The organism is Stutzerimonas frequens (assembly GCF_024448335.1).
Lineage (GTDB): Bacteria > Pseudomonadota > Gammaproteobacteria > Pseudomonadales > Pseudomonadaceae > Stutzerimonas > Stutzerimonas frequens.
On sequence record NZ_JAMOHM010000002.1, the window covers coordinates 86,298 to 109,413 of the forward strand.

Here is a 23,116-nt window from a genome sequence, read left to right on the forward strand (position 1 = left end):
CCCGGCCTCAACGAGACTGGCGACGCTCCTGCTCGCGACGGGCGCGTACCGGAATAGGCTGCATGCGCGGCGGCTGGATCAGCCCAAGCGTGACCGCCAACTTCCAGAACGTTTCATAGAGCCTTGCTTTCATGGTCACACCCTCCTGCGAGATAACGGGTTACATCGGAGCCATGCAGGCTTCGTCACCAGCATAATTCAACTTCCACACAAGCGCTCGTGCATGTCGCCAGCGGCAGCCCCGGAGCCGTCAGCGCTTTGTTACGGCGCTTTACAACTGCGACCCAACCCGGCAGGAGGCGTTCAGGATTCGCCGACGGCCGGGACGGCCGCGCAGCCAATCAGTTGCGGTCCGCCTTGCGCCGATAGGGAAACACGTCGATGACCTTCCCATCACGGATCGCATCCTGCAGACCTTTCCAGTAATCCGCGTCGTAGAGTTCACCGTGCAGGCTGGCGAAGAGCCGTCGCTGCCCATGATCGGCGAACAAAAAGCGCGGAAACTCCTCCGGGAAGACATCGTTCGGCCCTACCGAGTACCAGGGCTCGGACGCCATCTCGTCTTCGGGGTAACGCGGCGGCGGGATGTGGCGGAAATTCACCTCAGTAAGAAAGCTGATCTCATCGTAGTCGTAGAACACCACCCGGCCATGGCGCGTGACGCCGAAGTTCTTCAGCAGCATGTCCCCAGGAAAGATATTGGCCGCCGCCAGTTGCTTGATGGCCAGGCCGTAATCTTCCAGCACCTCGCGCACCTGCTGCTCGCTGGCGTGCTCCAGATAGATGTTCAAGGGCGTCATGCGCCGCTCGGTCCAGCAATGGCGCACCAGCACCGTATCGCCCTGCACCTCGACCGTCGACGGCGCGACCTCCAGTAGTTCGGCCAGGCATTCGGGCTCGAACTTCGACTTGGGAAAGCGGAAGTCGGCGAACTCCTGGGTATCGGCCATGCGCCCTACCCGATCGACGCTCTTGACCAGGCGATACTTCTCGATGACGTTGGCTCGATTGACGCTCTTGACCGGTGAGAAGCGGTCCTTGATCAACTTGAACACCGTGTTGAAGCCCGGCAGGGTGAACACCGTCATCACCATGCCACGCACACCGGGCGCCATGACGAAGCGGTCATCGGTGTTGGCCAGATGGTCGATCAGCGCGCGGTAGAACTCGGACTTGCCGTGCTTGTAGAAGCCGATCGAGGTATAGAGTTCGGCGATGTGCTTGCCCGGCAGGATGCGTTTGAGAAAACCAACGAACTCGGCAGGAATCGGCACTTCGACCATGAAATAGGAGCGAGTGAAGGAGAAGATGATCGACACCTCCGCCTCGTCGGTTATCAGGGCGTCGGCGACGATTCCATCGTCCTCGCGGTGCAGCAGCGGTATCACCAGCGGCCATTGTTCGTCGCGCGTGAAGATCCGTCCGAGCAGGTATGCGCCCTTGTTGCGATAGAGGACCGAGACGAACAGCTCGACCATCAACTCGGGATCCTTGCACACCCAGTCGGGCAGGGTTTCCTGCAACTGCGTCTGCAGCCGCCGCAGATCGCCCGACAGATCGCAGTAAGGTACCGAAAACGCATAGTCGCGCAGGATCTGCTCCAGCATGCCCGCCAGATCACCATTGGGTTGGTAGGTGCGGGTTTGTGCCATGCGCTCATGGGCACGCACCGCCGGCCGGGTGGTCTGGATGAACATGGTGCGGTCGCTGATGCAGTCGTGGCTGAACAAGCCGCAGAAGATCGAGTTGTACCAGGTCTCCGACAGCTCATCGTCGAAGCGCGGATTGATCAGATCGATGTAGGCGCTCTTGATCTGCGGCCAGGCCTCGACCTCTAGCAAATCGGCATGATCGAAACTGTCCAGCAAGCGGCGCCGGGTTTCGCCGACCTTTTCTTCGTAGAGATTGATCCGCGCCGCCGAAGCGCGCTGCGCCTCCTGCCACTGGGCCTGCTCGAAGCGTGCCCGCGCACCCTCGGTAATCAGACGGAACTGCTCACGGTAGTCGTCGAAGCCGAGAAGGATCTGCCGCGCTATATCCACGGCCAGTTCATGCTGCACCATGCTGCCCTCGCTGCAGGGTCTGGAAGTCCGCCGAGCTTAGCAGCCCGCGGTTTGAAAGTCGGTTTCGGATTGCCAGTTGCGCCAAGGGCGACAACACTTGCCGCTCCATCGATGGAGCCCCGTCATGCGCCCGCTCGATCTGCTTCGACTGCTCGCCCTTGCTGCCATCTGGGGCGCGAGCTTCCTCTTTCTGCGCATCATCGCGCCGGTACTTGGCACCTTTCCCACGGCGTTTTTCCGTGTGTTGCTGGGCACCGCCGGCCTGCTGGTGATTCTTGTGTTGATGCGCACCCGCTGGGACTTCCGAGGTAAGTTCGGCCTATGCCTGGTGCTTGGCATGATCAATTCGGGACTGCCGTTCGCCCTGTATTCGGTAGCGGCCCAACTGGTGCCGGCGGGCTATTCGGCCATCTTCAATGCGACGACGCCGATGATGGGGGTACTGATCGGCGCGCTGTTCTTCGCCGAGGAGCTGGCTCTGGCGAAGATCGTCGGAGTGCTCAGCGGGCTCGGCGGCGTCGCGCTGTTGATGCGCATTGGTCCGGTGCCACTGGATGCCGATCTGCTACTCGGCGCGCTGGCCTGCCTGGGTGCTACGGCCTGTTATGGCCTGGGTGGATTTCTTACCCGCCGCTGGATCAATCAGCGGGGCGATGGACTGAACAGCGAGATGGTGGCCTTTGCCAGCCAGGCCGGCGCCATGCTGTGTCTGCTGCCCCTGTTCGGCCTCTCGCTGCTGCAGGCACCGCCGCGCAGCTGGGGCGATCAGACCGTATGGCTCAGCCTGCTGGGGCTCGGGCTGGTCTGCACGGCCTTCGCCTACATCCTGTATTTCCGCCTGCTGGCGGACATCGGCCCGGTGAGAACCCTGACCGTGACGTTCCTGATCCCGCCATTCGGCGTGCTGTGGGGCGTGCTGTTGCTCGATGAGCCGCTGTCCTGGGCCTATGTCCAGGGCGGTGCGCTGATCGCGCTGGCCTTGTGGCTGATTCTGCGTCCGGGAACGCCGCTCCAGCCACGAACCGATCTGCGCCGCGGCTGATCCGGCAGCCGCGACGCAAGCGCCTTACTGCACCAGCTCCTGCTCGCTGAACATGTCACTGAACAGCATGCTGGACAGGTAGCGTTCACCCGAGTCGGGCAGGATCACCACGATGTTCTTGCCTTGCATTTCCGGACGCTCGGCCAGCCGCACCGCCGCGGCCATCGCCGCGCCACAGGAAATACCGCAGAGGATGCCTTCCTCGCGCATCAGGCGAAGCGCCATCTGCTTGGCCTCTTCGTCATCGACCAGTTCAACGCGATCGACCATCGACAGGTCGAGGTTCTTCGGCACAAAGCCAGCGCCGATGCCCTGGATCTTGTGCGGACTTGGCTTGACCTCGTCGCCGGCCAGGGTCTGGCTGATCACCGGGGAACTGCTCGGTTCCACGGCAACGCTGAGGATCTGCTTGCCCTTGGTGTTCTTGATGTAGCGCGACACCCCGGTAATGGTGCCACCAGTACCGACACCGGCGACCAGCACGTCGATGCCGCCATCGGTGTCATTCCAGATTTCCGGCCCGGTGGTCTTTTCGTGAATTGCCGGGTTGGACGGATTCTCGAACTGCTGCGGCATGTAGTACTGCTCCGGGTTCGAGGCGGCGATCTCGGCGGCTTTCTCGATAGCGCCCTTCATGCCCTTGGCAGGCTCGGTGAGCACCAGCTCGGCGCCGAGCGCCTTGAGCACCTTGCGCCGTTCCAGGCTCATCGAGGCCGGCATGGTCAGCATCAGCTTGTAACCGCGTGCCGCGGCGACGAACGCCAGGCCGATCCCGGTGTTTCCGGAGGTGGGCTCGACCAGCGTCATGCCGGGCTTGATCCGGCCGCTGTCTTCGGCGTCCCAGATCATGCCGGCGCCGATCCGGCACTTCACCGAATACGCCGGATTGCGCCCTTCGATCTTGGCCATGATGCTGACGCCCTTCGGGCCGAGACGGTTGATCATGACCAACGGAGTGTTGCCGATGGAGCGTGCGTTGTCTGCGTATATGCGACTCATGGGAATGCCCTGTCCGAGGTGTACCAGACCGATCAGACTATGCGCAGTCCAGGCGACAGTCCAGCCGAACTCAAGGGTGCCGGGCGGGGTCCATCGTCAACACCCAGTCATCCTCCGGAATGCCATGACTCGTCGCCTGTTTCCTCTGTGGATCCTGCTCGCGCTCGGCCTGCTGCTGCTCTTGCTGCACCTTGCCCTGCCGCATCTGGTACGCAACTACCTGAACGACAAGATGGCTGACATGGGGGATTACCAGGGCCATGTCGAAGATGTCGATCTGGCCTGGTGGCGCGGGGCCTATCGTATCGAAGGGCTGCTGATCGAGAAGAAGGACAAGCGCGTGCAGGCACCGCTGTTCAAGGCACCGGGTATCGATATCGCCATCAGCTGGAACGCCATCCTGGACCACCAGGAGATCGTCGGCGAAGTGACCTTCGAGCAACCGCACCTGAACTTCGTCGACGGTGGCGACAGTGGCGACTCGCAGAGCGGCGAAGGCGTCGATTGGCGCGATCAGCTCGAGGCCCTGGTACCGATCACGCTGAACGAAATCCGCGTCATCGATGGCCAACTGTCGTTCCGCAACTTTTCCTCCGACCCGCAAGTGCATGTCTATGCCAGCGATATCCAGGCGACCCTGTACAACCTGACCAACACCGACGATGCCGACGGCACCCGTACCGCGACCTTCGAAGGCACTGGCAAGCTGTTCGATCAGGCACCGATCGAAGCCAGCGCCCGCTTCGATCCTTTCACCGACTGGGAAGATTTCGAGGTCGATCTTCGGGTGACGGACGTTCCACTCAAGCAGCTGAACGACTTCAGCCGTGCCTATGGCAACTTCGATTTCGCCGGCGGCACCGGCGACCTGGTGCTCGAAGTGGCAGCCAAAGACAGCCAGCTCGACGGCTACATCAAGCCGCTGCTGCGCGACGTCGACGTCTTCGATTACGAACAGGATGTCGAAAATGATGACAAGGGCTTCCTGCGCGGACTGTGGGAGGCTGTCGTCGGCGGCGGTCAGGAAGTGCTGCAGAATCAGCGTAAGGACCAATTCGCTACCCGCGTCGAGCTGTCGGGTACCACCAAGGACACCGAAGTCAGCCCGTTCCAGGCGTTCATCGCCATATTGCGCAACGGATTCGTCGAGGCCTTCACGGCCCGCTTCGAGCGCGCCATGGGCGACGATGAGTGAATGGCAGCGTCACCAGAAACTCCAAGCCAGCCATTCAGTGACTGAATGATGCGCTCGCGTTCACAGTCGCCTGGCCTTCCCTTATAGTCGACCCCCTGACTACAACGAGCGCCTGCGTGCCAGGCCCCGCCGAAGGAATCCGCAATGAAATTCGAAGGCACCCAGTCCTACGTCGCCACCGACGACCTGAAACTCGCGGTCAATGCCGCCATCACCCTGCAGCGTCCGCTGCTGGTGAAGGGCGAACCGGGCACCGGCAAGACCATGCTGGCCGAGCAGCTGGCCGAATCCTTCGGCGCCAAGCTCATCACCTGGCACATCAAGTCCACCACCAAGGCGCACCAGGGCCTCTACGAATACGACGCAGTGAGCCGCCTGCGTGATTCGCAGCTGGGCGTGGACAAGGTCCACGATGTGAAGAACTACATCAAGAAAGGCAAGCTGTGGGAGGCCTTCGAGAGCGAGCAGCGGGTCATCCTGCTGATCGACGAGATCGACAAGGCCGACATCGAGTTCCCCAACGACCTGCTGCAGGAACTCGACAAGATGGAGTTCTACGTCTACGAGACCAACGAAACCATCAAGGCGACCCAGCGCCCGATCATCATCATCACCTCGAACAACGAGAAGGAACTGCCGGACGCCTTCTTGCGTCGCTGCTTCTTCCACTACATCGCCTTCCCGGATCGCGAGACGCTGCAGAAGATCGTCGATGTGCACTACCCCGGTATCAAGCAGTCGCTGGTCAGCGAGGCGCTGGACGTATTCTTCGACGTGCGCAAGGTGCCGGGTCTGAAGAAGAAACCCTCGACCTCCGAGCTGGTCGACTGGCTGAAGCTGCTGATGGCCGACAACATCGGCGAAGCCGTGCTGCGCGAGCGCGACCCGACTCGTGCCATCCCGCCGCTGGCCGGCGCGCTGGTGAAGAACGAGCAGGACGTGATGCTGCTCGAGCGTCTAGCCTTCATGAGTCGGCGCGCCAACAGCCGCTGATCGGCACCGGGTTCCCGGTGGAGCCGGCCGTGCACTCACTGGAGGAACGAAACATGCAAACGCATACCGGTAGTTGCCTGTGCGGCGTCGTGCGCTATCGCATCGACGCCCCAATCGATGCGCTGACCCATTGCCACTGCAAGATGTGCCGCAAGGCTCACGGCGCCGCATTCGCCACTTACGCGAGCGTGCCGCTGGATGCCTTCCACTTCATGTCCGGCAAGGATCAGCTCGGCGTCTACCACTCCTCTGAACACGTGACCCGCACGTTCTGCATCCGCTGCGGCGCCAATCTGCTGTTCGTCGACAATCGCGAGCACGAGGTCGGCGTTGCCGCCGGCACCCTGGATTCGCCGCTGCCGGTGCCACCGCAATCGCATATCTACGTCGGATCCAAGGCTGACTGGTACGAGATCCGCGACGGACTGCCCCAACACAACGGCGACAGCCCCCGCTGAGCGCCACGTACAGCGCGCCACTCCGGCGCCAGAGGTTTTGCCATGCTGCTTGGCCTGTTCAACGAAATGCGCGCCGCCAAGGTTCCGGTTTCGGTGCGCGAACTGCTGGATCTGATCGACGCGCTCAAACATCGTGTCGTGTTCGCCGACATGGACGAGTTCTATTTCCTTGCCCGTACGGTGATGGTCAAGGACGAGCGCCACTTCGACAAGTTCGACCGGGCCTTCGGTGCCTACTTCAAGGGCCTGGAAAATCTCGACCAGCATCTCGAGGCTCTGATCCCCGAAGAGTGGCTGCGCAAGGAGTTCGAGCGCAGCCTGACGGACGAGGAGCGTGCGCAGATCCAGTCCCTCGGCGGGCTGGATAAGCTGATCGAGGAGTTCAAGAAGCGTCTCGAAGAGCAGAAGGAACGCCATGCCGGCGGCAACAAGTGGATCGGTACCGGCGGCACCAGCCCGTTCGGCTCCGGCGGCTACAACCCCGAAGGCATCCGCATCGGCGATGCCGGCAAACGCCAGGGCAAGGCGGTGAAGGTCTGGGACCAACGCGAATACAAGAACCTCGACGACCAGGTCGAACTCGGTACGCGCAACATCAAGATCGCCCTGCGCCGCCTGCGCAAGTTCGCTCGCCAGGGCGCGGCGGATGAGCTCGATATCGACGGCACCATCGACCATACCGCGCGGGATGCCGGCCTGCTCAACATCCAGATGCGGCCGGAGCGGCGCAATGCCGTGAAGCTGCTGATCCTGTTCGATATCGGCGGCTCGATGGACGCCCACGTCAAGGTCTGCGAGGAGCTGTTCTCGGCCTGCAAGACCGAGTTCAAGCACCTCGAGTACTTCTACTTCCACAACTTCATCTACGAATCGGTGTGGAAGAACAACTTCCGCCGCACCTCGGAGCGCACCTCCACCCTCGACGTGCTGCACAAGTACGGTGCGGACTACAAGGTGGTGTTCGTTGGCGATGCCGCGATGGCGCCCTACGAGATCACCCAGCCGGGCGGCAGCGTCGAGCACTGGAACGAGGAAGCCGGCTACGTGTGGATGCAGCGCTTCATGGAGAAGTACAAGAAGCTCATCTGGATCAACCCCTACCCCAAGGACACCTGGGGCTATACCACCTCCACCGGCATCGTTCGCGAACTGGTGGAGGATCGCATGTATCCGTTGACCCTCAGCGGGCTCGAAGAAGGGATGAAGTTTCTCGCCAAGTGATCGGACCGGCACAGGGACGCGCCGACACCAGGTCCGCGAACACCAATACCGCTGCGGTACTCAGCGAAACGAGCGGTAGCGCCGCACGCGAGAACGAAAGGGAAAGCTCGCCGCCAGCAGCAGGCTTTCCACCAGCCAGGCCAGCAGAACCGCGCAGCTCAGCCCCCAGGCGATGGCTTCGGGCGCCAGCAGTACCTGGAAGCGGTAGCTGTCCCAGACCTGCTGCCGCAGGCTGCGCTCCGCTCCGAACAGGACGTGCACGGCGCGCGCATACCAGGGCCGCTGCATGGCTTGCCACTCACGCTCTAGCATACGGGCACGGCTCACCAGCTGTTCGACGCTCTGCGCATCGCTCTGGAAAACCGGGTCGGTGCTGTCGCGGTAGTGCCGCACGAGCGCATCCAGATCGCCCTCGAAGAAGCGTCGCGCGGTCTCCTGAAAGCCCCGCAAGCCCTGCTCCGCCTCCAGCCGTCGGGCCTCGACATGCTGCGCATAAGCTTCGATGAAGCCAGGTACCTGGATGCCGACCAGCAGACCGAAGGTGAACAGCGTGAGCCGCAGGTAACTTCTCAGCATCAAGCCATCCTGCCCGTCGCCACACGCTCGCCCAGTCGCCACAGGCTCCATTGCCCGGGTTCGTGCAGCGTCCACTGCTCGTTGTCGGTCAGGGGCTCGGTCGCCAGTACGGTGACCACGTCGTCCGGCGTGGTCTCGGCGTGGAAGTTCACCATCAACTCGGCATCCTTGAGCTGGGCCGGACCGAACGGGGCGCGCCGGGTGATCTCGGCCAGCTTGCTGCTACAGAAGCTGAACAGCCATTCACCGTTGCTTAGCAAGCAGTTGAACACGCCCTTGCGACGGTACTCCTGGCAGGCACCCAGCAGAACCGGCAGCAGATCCTCGGCAGCGCAACGATCTGGGAAGTCCAGACGAATGCGATTCAACAGATCGCAGAATGCACGCTCGCTGTCGGTATCACCGACCGGGCGATAGATACCCCGAGGCGGCTCGAAATCGGACAGCTGGCCGTTGTGCGCGAAGCACCAGTGCTGGCCCCACAGCTCGCGAACGAAGGGGTGAGTATTGACCAGGGCGACCTTGCCAACATTGGCGTGGCGGATATGGCCGATCACCACCTCGCTCTTGATCAGGTAGCGCTGCACCATCTTCGCCACTTCGGATTCACAGCTGGCGACCGGGTCCTGAAACAGGCGCAGGCCTCGCCCCTCGTAGAAGGCAATGCCCCAGCCGTCCTTGTGCGGTCCGGTCTTGCCACCCCGCTGCATGAGCCCGGTAAAGCTGAACACGATATCGGTGGGCACGTTGGCGCTCATGCCAAGCAGCTCGCACATGCGTCATCTCCCGATGATTGACTTGAAGCGTCGAGGCCCTAGATACGGGGCTCGGTACGGACACGCCCGCGCGCTGGCGCATAGTCCGGCTCGTAGTGGTCGTCGTCATCCTGCTCGAGGCGCTCACGCAGCGTGCGCGGATCCTCACCGTCATCCGCCGCCTCGCCACGGCGGCCAAAACGCCGTTCGAGCGGCCAGCGGATCGCCACGAGCACCAGATAGAGCGCAAAGGCGATCAAGCCGTACAGGGCCAGATCGGCCACCGCCCGCCAAGCGTTGTTGCCGACCTGGAACAAGATATCCATGGCTGTAATGGCCACAGCCGGGGCAAACAGTTCCTTGGCAGGATCGACGATCGTCGGCGTGAACAACAGCACAGCGGCAGCCAGACGCAGCGATTCGCGCAGCCAGCGCCACATCCAACGTGTCACGCGGAACCAGAACAGCAGGCAGCCCAGCGCAGCGATGCCGTACAGGGCCCAGGCGAGCGAATAGTCGGAGTCGAACATCAGCATGGTGTTTTCTCGATCACAAGCCGTTCACGGAAGCCGCGCGGCAACAGGTCCGACGTCACATGATCGTGCAACGGCTCGACGAGCCGGGACAGTGACGCGGCGCAAGGGCCGCCATCATAACAGCCCGTACCCTGTCGACGTCATCGCTAGTGACAACAAGCCACTGGCACAGCTCGAAGCAAGGTCGTATAAACCCGTTAAACAAAAGGGTACTTACCCATATGAAGCCGGAAAGCCAGCCACAGCCGACCGGTACGCAAGGAGAAAAAACCATGCCCTATCAGCACATTCTGGTCGCCGTCGATCTGACGGAAGAGTGCCACCCGGTCGTCGCGCGTGCCCAGGCACTGGCCAGCACCAGCGGCGCCAAGCTCAGCCTGGTGCACATCATCGAACCCATGGCCATGGCCTTCGGCGGCGACGTTCCGATGGACCTGTCCATGCTGCAGCAGCAACAGTTCGACCAGGCGCGCGAGCGCATGAACGGTTTCGCCGACAGCTACCCGAGCCTGGCGCCCGAACAGCGCCACCTCGCCTACGGCCAGCCGCGCCAGGAAGTGCACCGCCTGGCCAAGGAACAACACTGCGATCTCATCGTGGTCGGCAGCCACGGCCGTCATGGCCTGGCATTGTTGCTGGGCTCAACGGCCAACGACATCCTGCACGGTGCCCCGTGCGACGTGCTGGCCGTACGCCTCAAGAAAGCCGAGTAAGGACAGCTGCAGGCTTGCGCGGATGCCGGCCGCGCAAGCCGTCGCTCAGACGGCTTCGACCCCTTCGCCGGCACACATGACCAGCGGCCGGATCTTCTGCAGCTGGGTCTCCAGCGAGTAAGTTAGGCTCGACGCCATCGAAAAGAAGGTCAGGAAGGCCTTGAGGTTGGAGTCGGCGTGACAGGTATCGTGGATGCGCTGCCAGAACGCCTGATTGACCAGCTGCAGCTGCTGGAAGGAACGCACCAGCCCGCGCAGCTCCCAGTCGGCATGCCGACCTTCGCGCAAGTTGAAGTACTGCCGCGCCAGGTAGAGCGACACTGCGCGCAGAACGAACTCATGATTGCTGGCGAACGGCAGATGTTGCTGGGCCATGGGCTTGAGCCGGCCGAGCACCGGACAGGCACTGGTCGCCATGATTACCCCGAGCAACGCGCGTAGACCTTCGTCCAACCCCACCAGCTTGGTGTACTCGCGTTCCGGCGTGCGCACCCAGACGAGGGCCTTCTTCACCGCCGGCAGGCCCTGAAAGTCCTCGATCACCCGGTGCAGATCCACCGCGGCCGGGCAATGACTGAACTGATCCTTGCTGAGCGGGCAATTCGAGCAACGTTGATGTTCGAGGCGAGTCCATTTCGGCGCCTGTGCGGCGACCTCCCGGTCATAGTCACGATCCAGTTCGATCCGGTAACTGAAATCGTGTTCATCATCCAGGGTGATGCGGTATTCGATTGCCATTGACGCTCCATCATGACTGCATGATCCAATGCGGCTACTTAACTACGCGTCAGCGCGCATGGCATTGATCCATCTCATAAGCCGTGACCGCAGCCTGCCGTGCTCGCTCGAATCGCCTGCGAACGTATCGCCTTACTCCTCCAGCTCGGCCCAGCGCTCCAGCAACCCGTCCAGTTCCTGTTGCAGCGCTTCGAGACGAGCCAGCGCGGCGGCAGTCACGTCAGCCGGCTGCTGGTAGAAGGCCGGCTCGGACACTTCGGCCTGCAGTACCTCGATCCGCTTTTCCAGCTCATCGATCTGCCCTGGCAGCGCTTCCAGCTCGCGCTGCAGCTTGTAGCTGAGCTTCTTCTTCGCTGGCGCGGCCTCGGTCGCGACCGGCGCGACCGGAGCCGGCTGAGGCTTGCTCGCCTCTTTCGTCTCGCCGCCGGATTCGGCAACGCCGAGCAGGCGCGGCGATCCCCCCTGGCGCAACCAGTCCTGATAGCCACCGACGTACTCGCGCACCTCACCCCCGCCCTGAAACACCAGGGTGCTGGTGACCACGTTATCGAGGAAGGCACGATCGTGGCTGACCATCAGCACCGTGCCTTGGAAGCCGAGCAGCACTTCCTCGAGCAGCTCGAGGGTTTCCACATCGAGATCGTTGGTCGGTTCGTCCAGCACCAGCAGGTTGGCCGGCTTACTGAACAGCTTGGCGAGCAAGAGCCGTGCCCGCTCCCCACCAGACAGCGCCTTGACTGGCGTGCGCGCCCGTTGCGGGCTGAACAGGAAGTCGCCGAGATAGCTCAGCACATGGCGATTCTGGCCATCGATACTGATGAACTCGCGCCCTTCGGCGAGGTTGTCCACCACGGTCTTCTCCAGCTCCAGCTGGTGACGCAATTGGTCGAAATACGCCACTTCCAGCTTGGTGCCGAACTCGATCGCACCGCTGCTGGGTTGCAGCTCGCCCAGCAGCAGCTTGAGCAGGGTGGTCTTGCCGGTGCCGTTGGCACCGAGCAGCCCGATGCGGTCGCCGCGCTGAATAACGATGGAGAAGTCGCGAATCAGCGGCTCGCCACCTGGATGGGCGAAGCTGATGTGCTCCGCGACAACCACCTGTTTGCCCGATTTTTCCGCGACTTCCACTTGAAAGCTGGCCTTGCCCTGCCGATCACGCCGCTCGCCGCGCTCGGCACGCAGCGCCTTGAGCGCACGCACCCGACCTTCGTTGCGGGTGCGTCGAGCCTTGATGCCCTGGCGAATCCAGACTTCTTCCTGAGCGAGCTTCTTGTCGAACAGCGCGTTGGCGGTTTCCTCGGCGGCGAGCTGCTGCTCCTTGTGCACCAGGAAGCTGGCGTAATCGCCGTTCCAGTCGATCAGGTGGCCGCGGTCCAGCTCCAGAATGCGAGTGGCGAGGTTCTGCAGGAAAGCACGATCGTGGGTGATGAACAGCACGGCACCGTTGAAGCCGGTCAGCGCCTCTTCCAACCAGGCGATGGCACCGATGTCCAGATGGTTGGTGGGCTCGTCGAGCAGCAACAGGTCGGGCTCGGAGACCAGCGCCTGTGCCAGCAGCACGCGGCGGCGCCAGCCACCGGACAGCTCGGCCAGAGTCCGGTCGGCCGGCAGCTGCAGGCGGCTCAGCGTGCTTTCCACCAGCTGCTGCAGGCGCCAGCCGTCCTTGGCTTCCAGTGCCTGCTGCACATGCATGAGCTTGTCCAGGTCGTCCTGATCCTGAATGTTCATGCTCAGATGATGGTACTCGGCGAGCAGCTCACCCACGCCCGCCAGCCCCTCGGCGACCACGTCGAAAACCGTGCGGTCGTCGGCGCGCGGGAGCTCCTGCGGTAGCTCGCCGATCTTCAGCCCCGGCGCGCGCCAGATCTCGCCGTCATCTGCCGAGCGGTCGCCCTTGACCAGGCGCAGCATGCTGGATTTGCCCGTCCCGTTGCGGCCGATGATGCAGACCCGCTCGCCCCGTGCGATCTGCCAGGACACGCCATCGAGCAGCGGCGTGGTGCCGTACGCGAGAGATACATCGGTGAACTTGAGCAGGGTCATGACTACCTCCGGAAAACAGGGCGCGCATTCTAGCAGATGCCGCTCGCTGGGCCCCGATCACATTGGCTGCTCCCCCTTCGACGACGCGTGTGTGCGCCCCCAGCGAAACGGCGATTTCGCTGTTTGGGAGCTACGCTCGTCGGAAGTCCGCCATTGTTTGTTTCCAGAGCTTAAACCGCGTTTAACTGGCCGATCCGGCACGCTAAGCTAGTTGCTGCAGCAGGCCGTTCCTGAGCCCCCCCCCCGGCGCAGCAAGCCGCCTGTTATCCAAAGCCCCCGTTTTACGGATGTACCATGCGCGGCCGACTCTCCAGTTTGTGTTTCTGCCTGTTCGTTGCAGCTCTTGGCCTGGACGCGTCCGCCGCCACCCTCAGCCAGCAGCGCCAGTATTACGATGAGGCCAAGCAGGCCCTGGCCAAAGGCGACAGTGGACCCTATCGCCGCCACCTCAATGCCCTGCGCGACTATCCCCTGACGCCGTACCTCGCCTACGACGAGCTGACCAACCGCCTCAAAAGCGCCAGCAATCAGGAAGTCGAGAAATTCCTTGCCGAGCACGGCGACCTGCCGCAGATCAGCTGGATGAAGTTGCGCTGGCTGCGGCTGCTGGCCGCCCGCGGCGACTGGCAGACCTACGTCCGCCACTACGACCCAAAGATGAACTTCACGGAACTGGACTGCCTGTTCGCCGGATACCAGCTGCGCAACGACCTGCCGGGCGCCGATGCTGCCGTGGAGCGTCTCTGGCTGGTCGGCAAGTCCCAGCACAACTCCTGCGACCCGGCGTTCGAGCTCTGGCAGGCAAAGGGATTGCTGACCGAGGAGCGGCGCTGGAAGCGCACCAAGCTCGCGGTCGAGAGTGGCAACTACGGCGTCGCCAGCTATCTGGTCAAGCGGCTGCCGACGTTGCAGGCGCAAGGCCAGCTGATGATCGATGTCGCGCAGAAACCGCAGATGCTTCGCCAGCCGGAACGTTTCGCCTCGACCAGTGCGACCATGGCCGATGTCGTCTCGATCGGACTGCGCCGGCTGGCGCGACAGGACCCGGAACAGGCGCTGACCCTGCTCGACAGTTATGCGCGTCGCTTCGCCTTCTCGAGCGACGAGAAGGTCGCGATCGCCCGGCAGGTCGGACTGACTCTCGCCAAGCGCTTCGATAGTCGCGCCCTGAAGGTCATGGCCGAGTACGATCCGGAGCTTCGCGACAATACCGTCAGCGAATGGCGTGCACGCCTGCTCCTGCGCCTGGGCCAGTGGGACGAAGCCTACCGGCTGACTCAACGCTTCCCCGACGAACTGGCCAACACCAATCGCTGGCGTTACTGGCAGGCGCGTAGCCTGCAACTCGCCAAGCCGGAGAGCAAGCAGACTGCCCTGCTCTACAAGCCGGTGGCACAGGAGCGCGACTTCTACGGTTTCCTCTCGGCCGATCGCATCCAGGCGCCTTACAAACTCAACCACCAGCCGCTGGCGCTCGACGCTAAAGTCGTGCAGAAGGTACGCAACACCGCAGGCATCCGCCGCGCGCTGGAGTTTCACGATCGCGGCCAGATCGTCGATGGCCGTCGCGAGTGGTATCACGTCAGCCGACTGTTCAGTCGCGACGAACTGGTGGCCCAGGCGCGGCTTGCCTATGAAAAGGAATGGTATTTCCCGGCCATCCGCACCATCAGCCAGGCCCAGTACTGGGACGACCTGGACATCCGCTTCCCCATGGCTCATCGCAGCGCGCTGGTCCAGGCCGCCCGTACCCGGCAGATTCATCCGAGCTGGGCGTTCGCCATCACCCGCCAGGAAAGCGCATTCATGTCCGATGCGCGCTCGCACGTCGGCGCCACCGGCCTGATGCAACTGATGCCCGCCACAGCCAAGGAGACCGCCAGGCGTTTCGGCATCCCGCTGTCCTCAACGCAGCAGGTGCTCAATCCGCACACCAACATCCAGCTGGGCACCGCCTACCTGAGTCAGATCTACGGTCAGTTCAACGGCAACCGCGTCCTGGCTTCGGCGGCATACAACGCCGGACCCGGGCGTGTCCGGCAATGGCTGCGTAACGCCGAACATCTGTCGTTCGATGTCTGGGTGGAAAACATCCCGTTCGACGAAACCCGCCAATACGTGCAGAACGTGCTGACCTACTCGGTGATCTACGGACAGAAGCTGAACTCACCACAGCCACTGGTGGAATGGCACGAACGCTTCTTCGAGTCGCAATGAGCGCGCAGGCCTGCGCTGCACGCAGGTCAGGCGTGCTACTCCAGCACCTCCAGCGGCATGCCGACCGCCAGCTCGCCACAGCCCTCGGTGATCAGGTTCTGCCCGAAGAAGACGCCACCCGGTCCCTTGCGATAGCTCAACAGCGTGGTCAGCGGTTCCCGATCGGCCGCCCGCTCGGCGGTCAGCGGGTCGAGGGTGGGAATGACGCATCGCGAGCAGGGCTTGACCACGCGAAACGTGAGTGCACCGATGCGAATGCGCTTCCAGCTGTCCTCAGCGTAGGGCTCGGCACCGCTGACCACCAGGTTTGGCCGAAAACGCAGCATCTCCAGCGAACGGCCGACGCGGCGGCTCAGATCGTCGAGTGACGCCTGCCCGATCAGCAAAAAAGGAAAACCATCACTGAACGCCGTGCGCTCGCCCAGCCGCGCGTAATCCAGATCGACCTGGATGCCATCGTCGATAGGCAGATGCACCAGCCGACAGGCCTGGCCAAGCGCTTCTGACAGCCAGGCCGCCGCGGCCTCGCCGGCATCGGGGACCACCGGGTTGGAGTTCCAGATCTGTACACAGCGTAGCGTCGTATCGTCCGGCACCGGCACGAGCAACTCCGGCATCCCCGGCGCGCCCAGACGCAGGGTCATTTCGTCCTGCCAGTGCGCTTGCAGCAGTGCCATGCGTGGCACCGCGCGCTGCGTCAGGAACCGACCAGTCCCGGCCGCGACGACCATCCAGCGGCGATCACCGAGCAGACCCAGAGCATCGCTCGGGCACTGCTGCAACGATTCGCCAGCGGCAGATTTCAGAGGAAAGCGATAAAGCGAGGAGAGATGCATGCTGCGCCTCCTGGACCAAAGCACAGCAGCATACAGCGCAGCCCGGCGGATTTCAGCCGCCGGGCCGGTGTCGATCGGTCAGGCGTCTTTGCCCTGCTGCAAGCGATCCTGAATGACGTCGACGAGCTTTTCCGGCTGGAACTTGGAAAGGAAGTTGTCACAACCAACCTTCTGCACCATCGCCAGGTTGAAGCTGCCGGACAGCGAGGTATGCAGCACTACGTAGAGATCGCGCAGGCGCGGATCGTGGCGGATCTCGGTGGTCAACCGGTAGCCGTCCATCTCCGGCATCTCGGCATCGGTAAAGACCATCAGCAGCTTGTCGGTCAGCACCTCACCGGCGTCGGCCCAAGCCTTGAGCATGTTCAGGCCCTTCAGACCGTCACTGGCGGTGTGAACTTTCAGGCCGAGCTGGCTCAGGGTCTCGCGCAACTGCGCCAGGGCGACGGTAGAGTCGTCCACACAGAGCACTTCACGGCCGCGGGCTCGCTCGAGAATAGGGTCGGCCAGGCGCTCGGCGGAGATACTGGTGTCGTACGGCACGATCTCGGCCAGCACCTTCTCCACATCGATCACTTCCACCAGCTCGTCGTCGACCTTGGTGATGGAGGTCAGGTAATGCTGGCGGCCGGCGGTGCTCGGCGGCGGCATCACCTCATCCCAGTTCAGGTTGACGATGCGGTCCACACCGCCGACCAGGAATGCCTGCACGGTGCGGTTGTATTCGGTGACGATGATGGTGCTGCGCTCATCCGGTACCAGCGGTCGCAGGCCGATGGCACGGGACAGGTCGATGACCGGCAGTGTCTGGCCGCGCAGATTGACCACGCCACAGACCGAGCCGTGTCGATGCGGCATGAGAGTCATCTTCGGTAGCTGGACGACTTCCTGCACCTTGAACACATTGATGGCGAACTTCTGCCGTCCGCCGAGCCGGAACATGAGAATTTCCAGGCGATTCTGCCCCACCAGTCGGGTGCGCTGATCGACTGAATCGAGTATGCCGGCCATATCCAGGCTCCTTGGGAAAACATCGTAAAGCACATATCGGCCGTATCCGGCCTGGCTTTAAGCGCCAAGGACAATAATTCAGCCAGCCAACCGCAGCCCTCACGCCGGGCCGGCATCGGGGCGCACCAGCAGCGGCGAATCCGCCGGCAGGTGCATGCGCAACGCACCGGCGCGCACGCCGAAATGCAAAGTGGCGCCGGAAAACGGTTCGCCGTCGAGGTTGATGTCGATTGCCTTCGGCGCCTCGACGTTCAGCCAAGGGACGCGCGCACTGACCGACACGGCATCGACGCCCAGCAGCCCCCCGCTTAGCAGGGTGCCGAGGGTGCCGACGGTATCCGCCGGAGCAGGCACGATGCACAGATCGAGCAGACCGTCGTTGATGGTCGCCTGCGGACAGAGCAGCTGACCGCCGCCGGCCTGCCGACCGTTGCCGATACCAAGGGCGAGGAAGTCGCCTTCCCAGTCGAAACCCGGACCGCTGAAGCGACCTCGCGCCGAATGGATTTCCGAAAAGCGGGTGAGGCCAGTCAGCAGATAGGCGCCGCCACCGAGGAAGCGCTTGAGCTCCTCGGACGTGCTGGCCGTGACCTGCGAACCGAAGCCGCCGGTGGCCATGTTGACGAATGGTTGGCCATCCATCTCGCCAACATCGACCGCCTGCGGCGGCTCACCCAGCAATGCCAGCGCCTCGAACGGATCGAGGGAAATGCCCGCAGCCCTGGCGAAATCATTGGCACTGCCGAGCGGCATCAGCGCCAGGCTGGCATCGGTGTTGGCCTCGAGCATCGCCTCGGTGACCTCACGCAACGTGCCGTCACCGCCTCCTGCGATCACGATAGGGTATCCGGCGGCCAGCGCCTCACGGACCAGCCGCTGTGCATCACCCGCCTCCCATGTCACGCGCACCGCCAGCTCCCAGCCGAGCTCACGCTGCTGCCGTACAGCCTCACGCACCTCATCATTGAGCGCCTGTTTCCCATGCAATATCAGCAGCGCCTTGGCGTCACTCATGACAGTAGTTCCCTTCGCAGATACACCGCTGCTTCAGACACGGCACACGGGCCGAAGTTGTATGTGCCAAACGCAGCGGTATTAATCCAAATGTTCGATCAATCGTGCCGCCGGTCAGCCGCTCAACACCGCCACGCCAGCCCTAGCCCGCCTCCCGCCTTCGATAAAACCTTTGCAAAACAGCTGTTTGCGCCGCTCGAGTGAAAAGCGTCCTTTTTCTGGTAGCCGGCTGGCTAGTACTGAACTCATTCTGAGAGGCACGGTCGGAGCAGGAGTCCCGATCACGGTTGCGATGGCGGCCTGCTATCAAACCCCCGCGTACCGCGGCGATTAATTCGAGATTTGAGCCAGCTTTGAGCTGAGGATGGAGCCTTGTATGCGCGTACAGTCTGTTGGAACCCTTGAATATGCTCACCCGAGTTTCGTCGATTACTTCCTGGCCAGTGTCCGCCTGATCCATGGCCTGACAGCCATCCTGCCCGGCCTGTTGCTGCTGGCGTTTCTGGAGCTTCCCGCGAGCGGTCCGTTCAGTGCGTTTCTCGGGTTCTTCGCGGTACTCAGCATCATCATCTTCCAGACGGTAGGCATCTATAGCGAAGAGGTGTTCAGCACCCTGCTGCGCTTCCGCGTGATGTTCGTCGCCTGGGCGGCGGCCTTCAGCTTCCTCATCTTCATGCACCAGGGCATGGGGCTGTTCAGCTACCTGAACGCCCAGCACCTGGCTTTCTGGTTCTTCACCAGCGCCGTCCTGTTCGGCGCCGAGCGCCTGGCCATGCTTGCGCTGTTCCGCCGGCTGATGGCCCGCGGCATGTTCCTGCAGAACGCGGTGATCCTCGGCGGTACGGAGAACGGCATGCGCGTTGCGGAATACCTGCAGCACAACCGCGACATCCGCACCGGCGTGCTCGGTTTCATCGATGATCGCCTGGAGCGCCTGCCGAACCAGCTCGCCAACCTGCCGCTGCTGGGCAACACCCGCGACCTCGAACAGATGATTCGTGAAGAGAAGGTTACCCAGGTGCTGGTCGCCCTGCCCTGGTTTGCCGACAGCCGCATCGGCCAGCTGATCGCCGAGCTGCGCAAGCTGCCGGTCAACGTCCTGCTGGTGCCGGACATGGTCGCCTTCCGTCACGCCGACAAGCGCATCACCGAGGTCGGCGGCCTGCCGACGCTGATCGCCTCCGATCTGCCGCTGCGTGGCTGGTCGCCGTTCTTCAAGCGTCTGGAAGACATCGTCATCTCCAGCATTGCGCTGCTCGCCGCAGCCCCGGTCATGCTGCTGATCGCTCTGGCCATCAAGCTCGATTCGCCCGGTCCGGTGCTGTTCAAGCAGAAACGCTACGGCTACAACAACCGCCTCATCGAGGTTTTCAAGTTCCGCTCGATGTACCACGAAAAATCCGATGCCAATGCCGACCGCCAGACCACCCGCGGCGACGACCGCATCACCCGCGTCGGTCGCTTCATCCGCAAGACCAGCCTGGACGAGCTGCCGCAACTGCTGAACGTCTTCCTCGGCAGCATGTCGATGGTCGGCCCACGCCCCCATGCGACCGCGACCAAGGCCGCCGGCGTGCTGTTCGAAGACGCCGTGGCCGAGTACTCGGCACGCCACCGGGTCAAGCCGGGCATCACTGGCTGGGCCCAGATCAACGGCTATCGTGGCGAAACCGACACCCTGGAGAAGATCGAGAAGCGGGTCGAGTTCGACCTCGACTATATCGAGCGCTGGTCGGTCTGGTTCGACCTCTACATCCTCGTGCGCACCCCGCCAGCCCTGCTGCTCAACAAGGACGTGTACTGATCGGCGAGCGCACCCGCGCAGCGCTGAAAAGACTGGAACAAGTCACGTTCAAGGCGCGTGACAGGACGGAACTAATGATGCTCCCAAAAATCTCATTTTCGTTCACCCCGGGGGGTTTCCCGGAGGCTGCGAATACGCGGCCGCGAGGGTGAACAGCATGTTCAAGAACATCTTGATCGTCTGTGTCGGAAACATCTGCCGAAGCCCCACGGCCGAGGCGTTGTTCCTGCACAGACTCGGCGACCAGGGCCTGACGATCAGTTCGGCAGGCATTGGTGCACTAGTAGGTAACCCCATGGACAAAACCGCTCATGAAGTATTGCAGGACCATGGACTGGAATTTCCGGCCCACTGCGCGCGCCAGGTCGACAGCCACATGTTGCACGAGGCGGACCTGATCCTGGCAATGGAGCATAGCCATATACAGCATCTTCGCCAGATCGCACCCGAGGTGCATGGCAAAACGTTTCTCATCGGCAAATGGCAAGACGATCTGGAGATTCCGGACCCCTACCGTCAATCCAAACCCGCTTTTGAACACGTCCACAATCTCCTGACGAAATCCGTCGAGAGCTGGCTTCCTTACCTGAAATGAAGAAGGAACTTCGATGACAACCATGCCCCGCCCAATCTATGAAACCAAAGAGGACAAGGACATCGATCTGGCCCACCTCTTTGACACCTTCATCAATAACCGCGTGCTCATTCTCGGGATCACCGGCTTCTTCGCCGCGCTCGGGATCGCCTATGCGCTGCTCGCGACGCCGGTTTACCTGGCCAGCGCGATGATCCAGATCGAGCCCAAGAACGGGTTGCCGAGCCTGACCGACGTGGTCAACACCAACCCGCCGGTTTCGCCCGCACAGACGGAAATCGCCCTGCTCAAGTCGCGCTCGGTGGTGGGTGGCGCGGTGAGCAACCTGAACCTCGACATCATCATCAAGCCGCATCACTTCCCGATCATTGGCGGTTTCATGGCGCGCCGTTTCGAGCCGAGCGAGGAAGGTGAGCTGGGCTGGCATCCGGCCGGGCTGGGCGGCTACGCCTGGGGTGGCGAGACACTTAAGGTCACTCAGCTGGAAGTGCCGGACAAGATGCACGGCAAGGAGCTGACCCTGGAGGCGGCCGAGAACAACGGATTCATCCTGCGTGACGAAGATGGCGAAGTGCTCATCCAGGGCATCGTTGGCGAGCCGGTCGAGAACGAAGACTATCGGGCTACCGTGGCCGAGCTGAACGCACGCCCCGGCACCACCTTCACCGTGATCAAGAACCGGACCTACAACACCACCGAGAGCTATCAGCAGCGTCTCTCGGCCGCCGAGCGCGGCAAGCAGTCCGGCATCGTCAACGTGACGCTCGAGGATCAGGACCCGGCCCATGCCATTCGTGTGCTGGAGGAAGTCGCCAACCTCTATGTCGAGCAGAACGTTGCTCGCAATGCCGCCGAAGCCACGCAGAGCCTGGAATTCCTCAACGAGCAGGTTCCGGCGGTACGCAAGAAGCTGGAAGCCGCACAGACCGCTCTCAACAAGTACCAGACCGGGTCCGGCTCGGTGGACATCACCGCCGAGACCCAGTCGGTGCTCGACCGCATCGTCGATCTGGAGAAGCAGATCTCCGAGCAGAACCTCAAGCGCACCGAGATGGAGCGCCGCTTCACCCGTCAGCACCCGAACTTCCAGGCCCTGATGAACCAGATCAACCAGCTGCAGATGCAGAAGGAAGAGCTGGAGAAGCAGATTGGCACCCTGCCCTCCACCCAGCAGGAACTGCTGCGCCTGAACCGTGATGTCGAGGTCTCCTCGGAAACCTACTCCATGCTGCTGAACAAGACCCAGGAGCTGGACATCATCCGCGCCGGCACCGTGGGCAACGTGCGCATCATCGACCATGCCGCAGCTGACCTGGAGAACCCGGTCAAGCCGAACAAGCCGCTAGTGGTGATCGTCTTCACCCTGCTCGGCGCCCTGCTCGCCACGGCCTTCGTCTACGTACGTGAAGCCCTGAAGCGCGGCGTGGAGAATCCGGAAGACATCGAGCGTACCGGCACCCCGGTGTATGCCTCGATTCCGTTCACCGACAAGCAGGCCGCGCTGGAAAAACGTCTGGCCAACTTCAAGCGGGACAAGAGCACCGCCTCCTACCTGCTGACCATCAACGAGCCCGCCGACCTGGCCACCGAAGCGATGCGCAGCCTGCGTACCAGCCTGCACTTCGCCATGATCGAGGCCAAGAACAACGTGCTGATGATCACCGGCCCGAGCCCGGCGGTGGGCAAGTCGTTCGTCACCACCAACCTGGCTGCCGTGGTCGCGCAGTCCGGCAAGCGCGTGCTGCTGATCGACGCCGACATGCGCAAGGGCTACCTGCACAAGGTCATGCGTTGCGATGGCGACAAGGGTCTGTCGGATATCCTCTCCGGCCGCATCACCCTGTTCGATGCCATCCAGAAGACCCAGCTCAACAACCTGCATGTGATCACCCATGGCCAGCTGCCGCCGAACCCGTCGGAACTGCTGATGCACGAGAACTTCTCGCGCTTCGTCAAGGAGATCAGCCACATGTACGACCTGGTGATCTTCGATACCCCGCCGATCCTGGCCGTCACCGACGCCGCTCTGGTCGGCAGCCAGGCCGGCACCACGCTGATGGTCACCCGCTATGGCCTCAACGGCCTGAAGGAAATCGAAGCGGCCAAGCGTCGTCTCGAGCAGAACGGCCTGCTGGTCAAGGGCGTGATATTCAACGCCGTGGTACGCAAGGCCTCCACCTATGGCGAGTACGGCTACTACCAGTACGAATACGCCAGCACCAAATAACAGGTGAGCCGCATGGCGACGGTTATCCCGTCGCCTTGCCGAACCCACCGGTTCGCATTCTTCCTCTGCCTTTGCAACTG

21 protein-coding genes are annotated in these 23,116 nt (G+C 62.6%); 10 read left to right on the top strand and 11 right to left on the bottom strand.

Annotated features, from left to right (window positions below):
- Nucleotides 1-7: 7 nt before the first annotated feature.
- Both NAO55_RS03155 and aceK read right to left on the bottom strand, forming a co-directional pair.
- On the bottom strand, nt 8-133 hold the full coding sequence (locus NAO55_RS03155) for a PA1414 family protein (protein ID WP_256070032.1): 126 nt from the start codon (nt 131-133) through the stop codon (nt 8-10).
- 208 nt (nt 134-341) lie between these two features.
- Nucleotides 342-2,063: a bifunctional isocitrate dehydrogenase kinase/phosphatase gene (aceK, locus tag NAO55_RS03160; RefSeq protein WP_063540473.1), complete on the bottom strand. Its 1,722-nt coding sequence runs from the start codon at nt 2,061-2,063 to the stop codon at nt 342-344.
- A 124-nt stretch (nt 2,064-2,187) separates the two neighbouring features.
- Between aceK and NAO55_RS03165 the strand changes: the two genes are divergently transcribed.
- Complete coding sequence (locus NAO55_RS03165) at nt 2,188-3,105, top strand: DMT family transporter (protein WP_102840281.1); 918 nt, start codon at nt 2,188-2,190, stop codon at nt 3,103-3,105.
- Nucleotides 3,106-3,129: 24 nt separating this feature from the next.
- Here NAO55_RS03165 and cysK read toward each other — a convergent pair whose 3' ends face one another.
- Entirely contained in the window at nt 3,130-4,104 is a 975-nt protein-coding gene (gene cysK, locus NAO55_RS03170) for a cysteine synthase A (RefSeq protein ID WP_102840280.1), read from the bottom strand.
- A 124-nt stretch (nt 4,105-4,228) separates the two neighbouring features.
- On the opposite strand from cysK, the gene NAO55_RS03175 reads away from it, so the two are divergent.
- The 4 genes from NAO55_RS03175 to NAO55_RS03190 all read left to right on the top strand — a co-directional run bounded on the left by NAO55_RS03175 (nt 4,229) and on the right by NAO55_RS03190 (nt 7,971).
- Complete coding sequence (locus tag NAO55_RS03175) at nt 4,229-5,299, top strand: DUF748 domain-containing protein (RefSeq protein WP_102840279.1); 1,071 nt, start codon at nt 4,229-4,231, stop codon at nt 5,297-5,299.
- 144 nt (nt 5,300-5,443) lie between these two features.
- Entirely contained in the window at nt 5,444-6,292 is an 849-nt protein-coding gene (locus NAO55_RS03180) for an AAA family ATPase (RefSeq protein ID WP_063540477.1), read from the top strand.
- Nucleotides 6,293-6,345: 53 nt separating this feature from the next.
- Complete coding sequence (locus NAO55_RS03185; protein WP_102840278.1) at nt 6,346-6,750, top strand: GFA family protein; 405 nt, start codon at nt 6,346-6,348, stop codon at nt 6,748-6,750.
- A 42-nt stretch (nt 6,751-6,792) separates the two neighbouring features.
- Nucleotides 6,793-7,971 (top strand): vWA domain-containing protein, encoded by a 1,179-nt coding sequence (locus NAO55_RS03190; RefSeq protein WP_102840277.1) that lies wholly within the window; start codon nt 6,793-6,795, stop codon nt 7,969-7,971.
- 60 nt (nt 7,972-8,031) lie between these two features.
- Here the strand turns inward: NAO55_RS03190 and NAO55_RS03195 are convergent, their stop codons facing one another.
- Genes NAO55_RS03195 through NAO55_RS03205 form a run of 3 tightly spaced genes read right to left on the bottom strand, consistent with a single transcriptional unit; the run spans nt 8,032 to nt 9,838 of the window.
- Entirely contained in the window at nt 8,032-8,547 is a 516-nt protein-coding gene (locus NAO55_RS03195) for a DUF2937 family protein (protein WP_102840276.1), read from the bottom strand.
- Nucleotides 8,547-9,323 carry a class II glutamine amidotransferase gene (locus NAO55_RS03200; RefSeq protein ID WP_102840275.1) on the bottom strand — a complete coding sequence of 259 codons (777 nt, stop codon included), beginning with the start codon at nt 9,321-9,323 and terminating at the stop codon, nt 8,547-8,549. Before NAO55_RS03200 ends, NAO55_RS03195 begins: the two co-directional genes overlap by 1 nt.
- 38 nt (nt 9,324-9,361) lie before the next feature.
- On the bottom strand, nt 9,362-9,838 hold the full coding sequence (locus tag NAO55_RS03205) for a hypothetical protein (protein WP_063540481.1): 477 nt from the start codon (nt 9,836-9,838) through the stop codon (nt 9,362-9,364).
- Between the two features lie 272 nt (nt 9,839-10,110).
- On the opposite strand from NAO55_RS03205, the gene NAO55_RS03210 reads away from it, so the two are divergent.
- The gene (locus tag NAO55_RS03210) at nt 10,111-10,551 is read left to right on the top strand and encodes a universal stress protein (RefSeq protein WP_063540482.1); all 441 of its coding nucleotides are present in this window, start codon (nt 10,111-10,113) and stop codon (nt 10,549-10,551) included.
- A gap of 45 nt (nt 10,552-10,596) precedes the next feature.
- Here NAO55_RS03210 and NAO55_RS03215 read toward each other — a convergent pair whose 3' ends face one another.
- Nucleotides 10,597-11,289 carry a DUF6901 family protein gene (locus tag NAO55_RS03215; RefSeq protein WP_102840274.1) on the bottom strand — a complete coding sequence of 231 codons (693 nt, stop codon included), beginning with the start codon at nt 11,287-11,289 and terminating at the stop codon, nt 10,597-10,599.
- Between the two features lie 132 nt (nt 11,290-11,421).
- On the bottom strand, nt 11,422-13,332 hold the full coding sequence (locus NAO55_RS03220; protein ID WP_102840273.1) for an ATP-binding cassette domain-containing protein: 1,911 nt from the start codon (nt 13,330-13,332) through the stop codon (nt 11,422-11,424).
- Between the two features lie 294 nt (nt 13,333-13,626).
- Between NAO55_RS03220 and NAO55_RS03225 the strand changes: the two genes are divergently transcribed.
- Nucleotides 13,627-15,549, top strand: coding sequence for a transglycosylase SLT domain-containing protein (locus tag NAO55_RS03225; protein WP_102840272.1), 1,923 nt, complete (start codon nt 13,627-13,629; stop codon nt 15,547-15,549).
- A gap of 35 nt (nt 15,550-15,584) precedes the next feature.
- On the opposite strand, the gene NAO55_RS03230 is transcribed toward NAO55_RS03225, so the two are convergent.
- From NAO55_RS03230 to yegS, 3 genes are all read right to left on the bottom strand, one after another.
- Complete coding sequence (locus NAO55_RS03230) at nt 15,585-16,385, bottom strand: MOSC domain-containing protein (RefSeq protein WP_102840271.1); 801 nt, start codon at nt 16,383-16,385, stop codon at nt 15,585-15,587.
- A 78-nt stretch (nt 16,386-16,463) separates the two neighbouring features.
- Nucleotides 16,464-17,396, bottom strand: coding sequence for a chemotaxis protein CheV (locus NAO55_RS03235; protein ID WP_102840270.1), 933 nt, complete (start codon nt 17,394-17,396; stop codon nt 16,464-16,466).
- Between the two features lie 99 nt (nt 17,397-17,495).
- Nucleotides 17,496-18,410: a lipid kinase YegS gene (gene yegS, locus NAO55_RS03240; RefSeq protein WP_102840269.1), complete on the bottom strand. Its 915-nt coding sequence runs from the start codon at nt 18,408-18,410 to the stop codon at nt 17,496-17,498.
- A gap of 376 nt (nt 18,411-18,786) precedes the next feature.
- On the opposite strand from yegS, the gene NAO55_RS03245 reads away from it, so the two are divergent.
- The 3 genes from NAO55_RS03245 (at nt 18,787) to NAO55_RS03255 (ending at nt 23,036) form a co-directional block, all read left to right on the top strand.
- Entirely contained in the window at nt 18,787-20,214 is a 1,428-nt protein-coding gene (locus NAO55_RS03245) for an undecaprenyl-phosphate glucose phosphotransferase (RefSeq protein WP_102840268.1), read from the top strand.
- Between the two features lie 157 nt (nt 20,215-20,371).
- Entirely contained in the window at nt 20,372-20,809 is a 438-nt protein-coding gene (locus tag NAO55_RS03250) for a low molecular weight protein-tyrosine-phosphatase (protein ID WP_063540490.1), read from the top strand.
- Nucleotides 20,810-20,822: 13 nt separating this feature from the next.
- A complete protein-coding gene (locus NAO55_RS03255) occupies nt 20,823-23,036 on the top strand; it encodes a polysaccharide biosynthesis tyrosine autokinase (protein ID WP_063540491.1) in 2,214 nt (737 codons plus the stop codon).
- Nucleotides 23,037-23,116 lie beyond the last annotated feature (80 nt).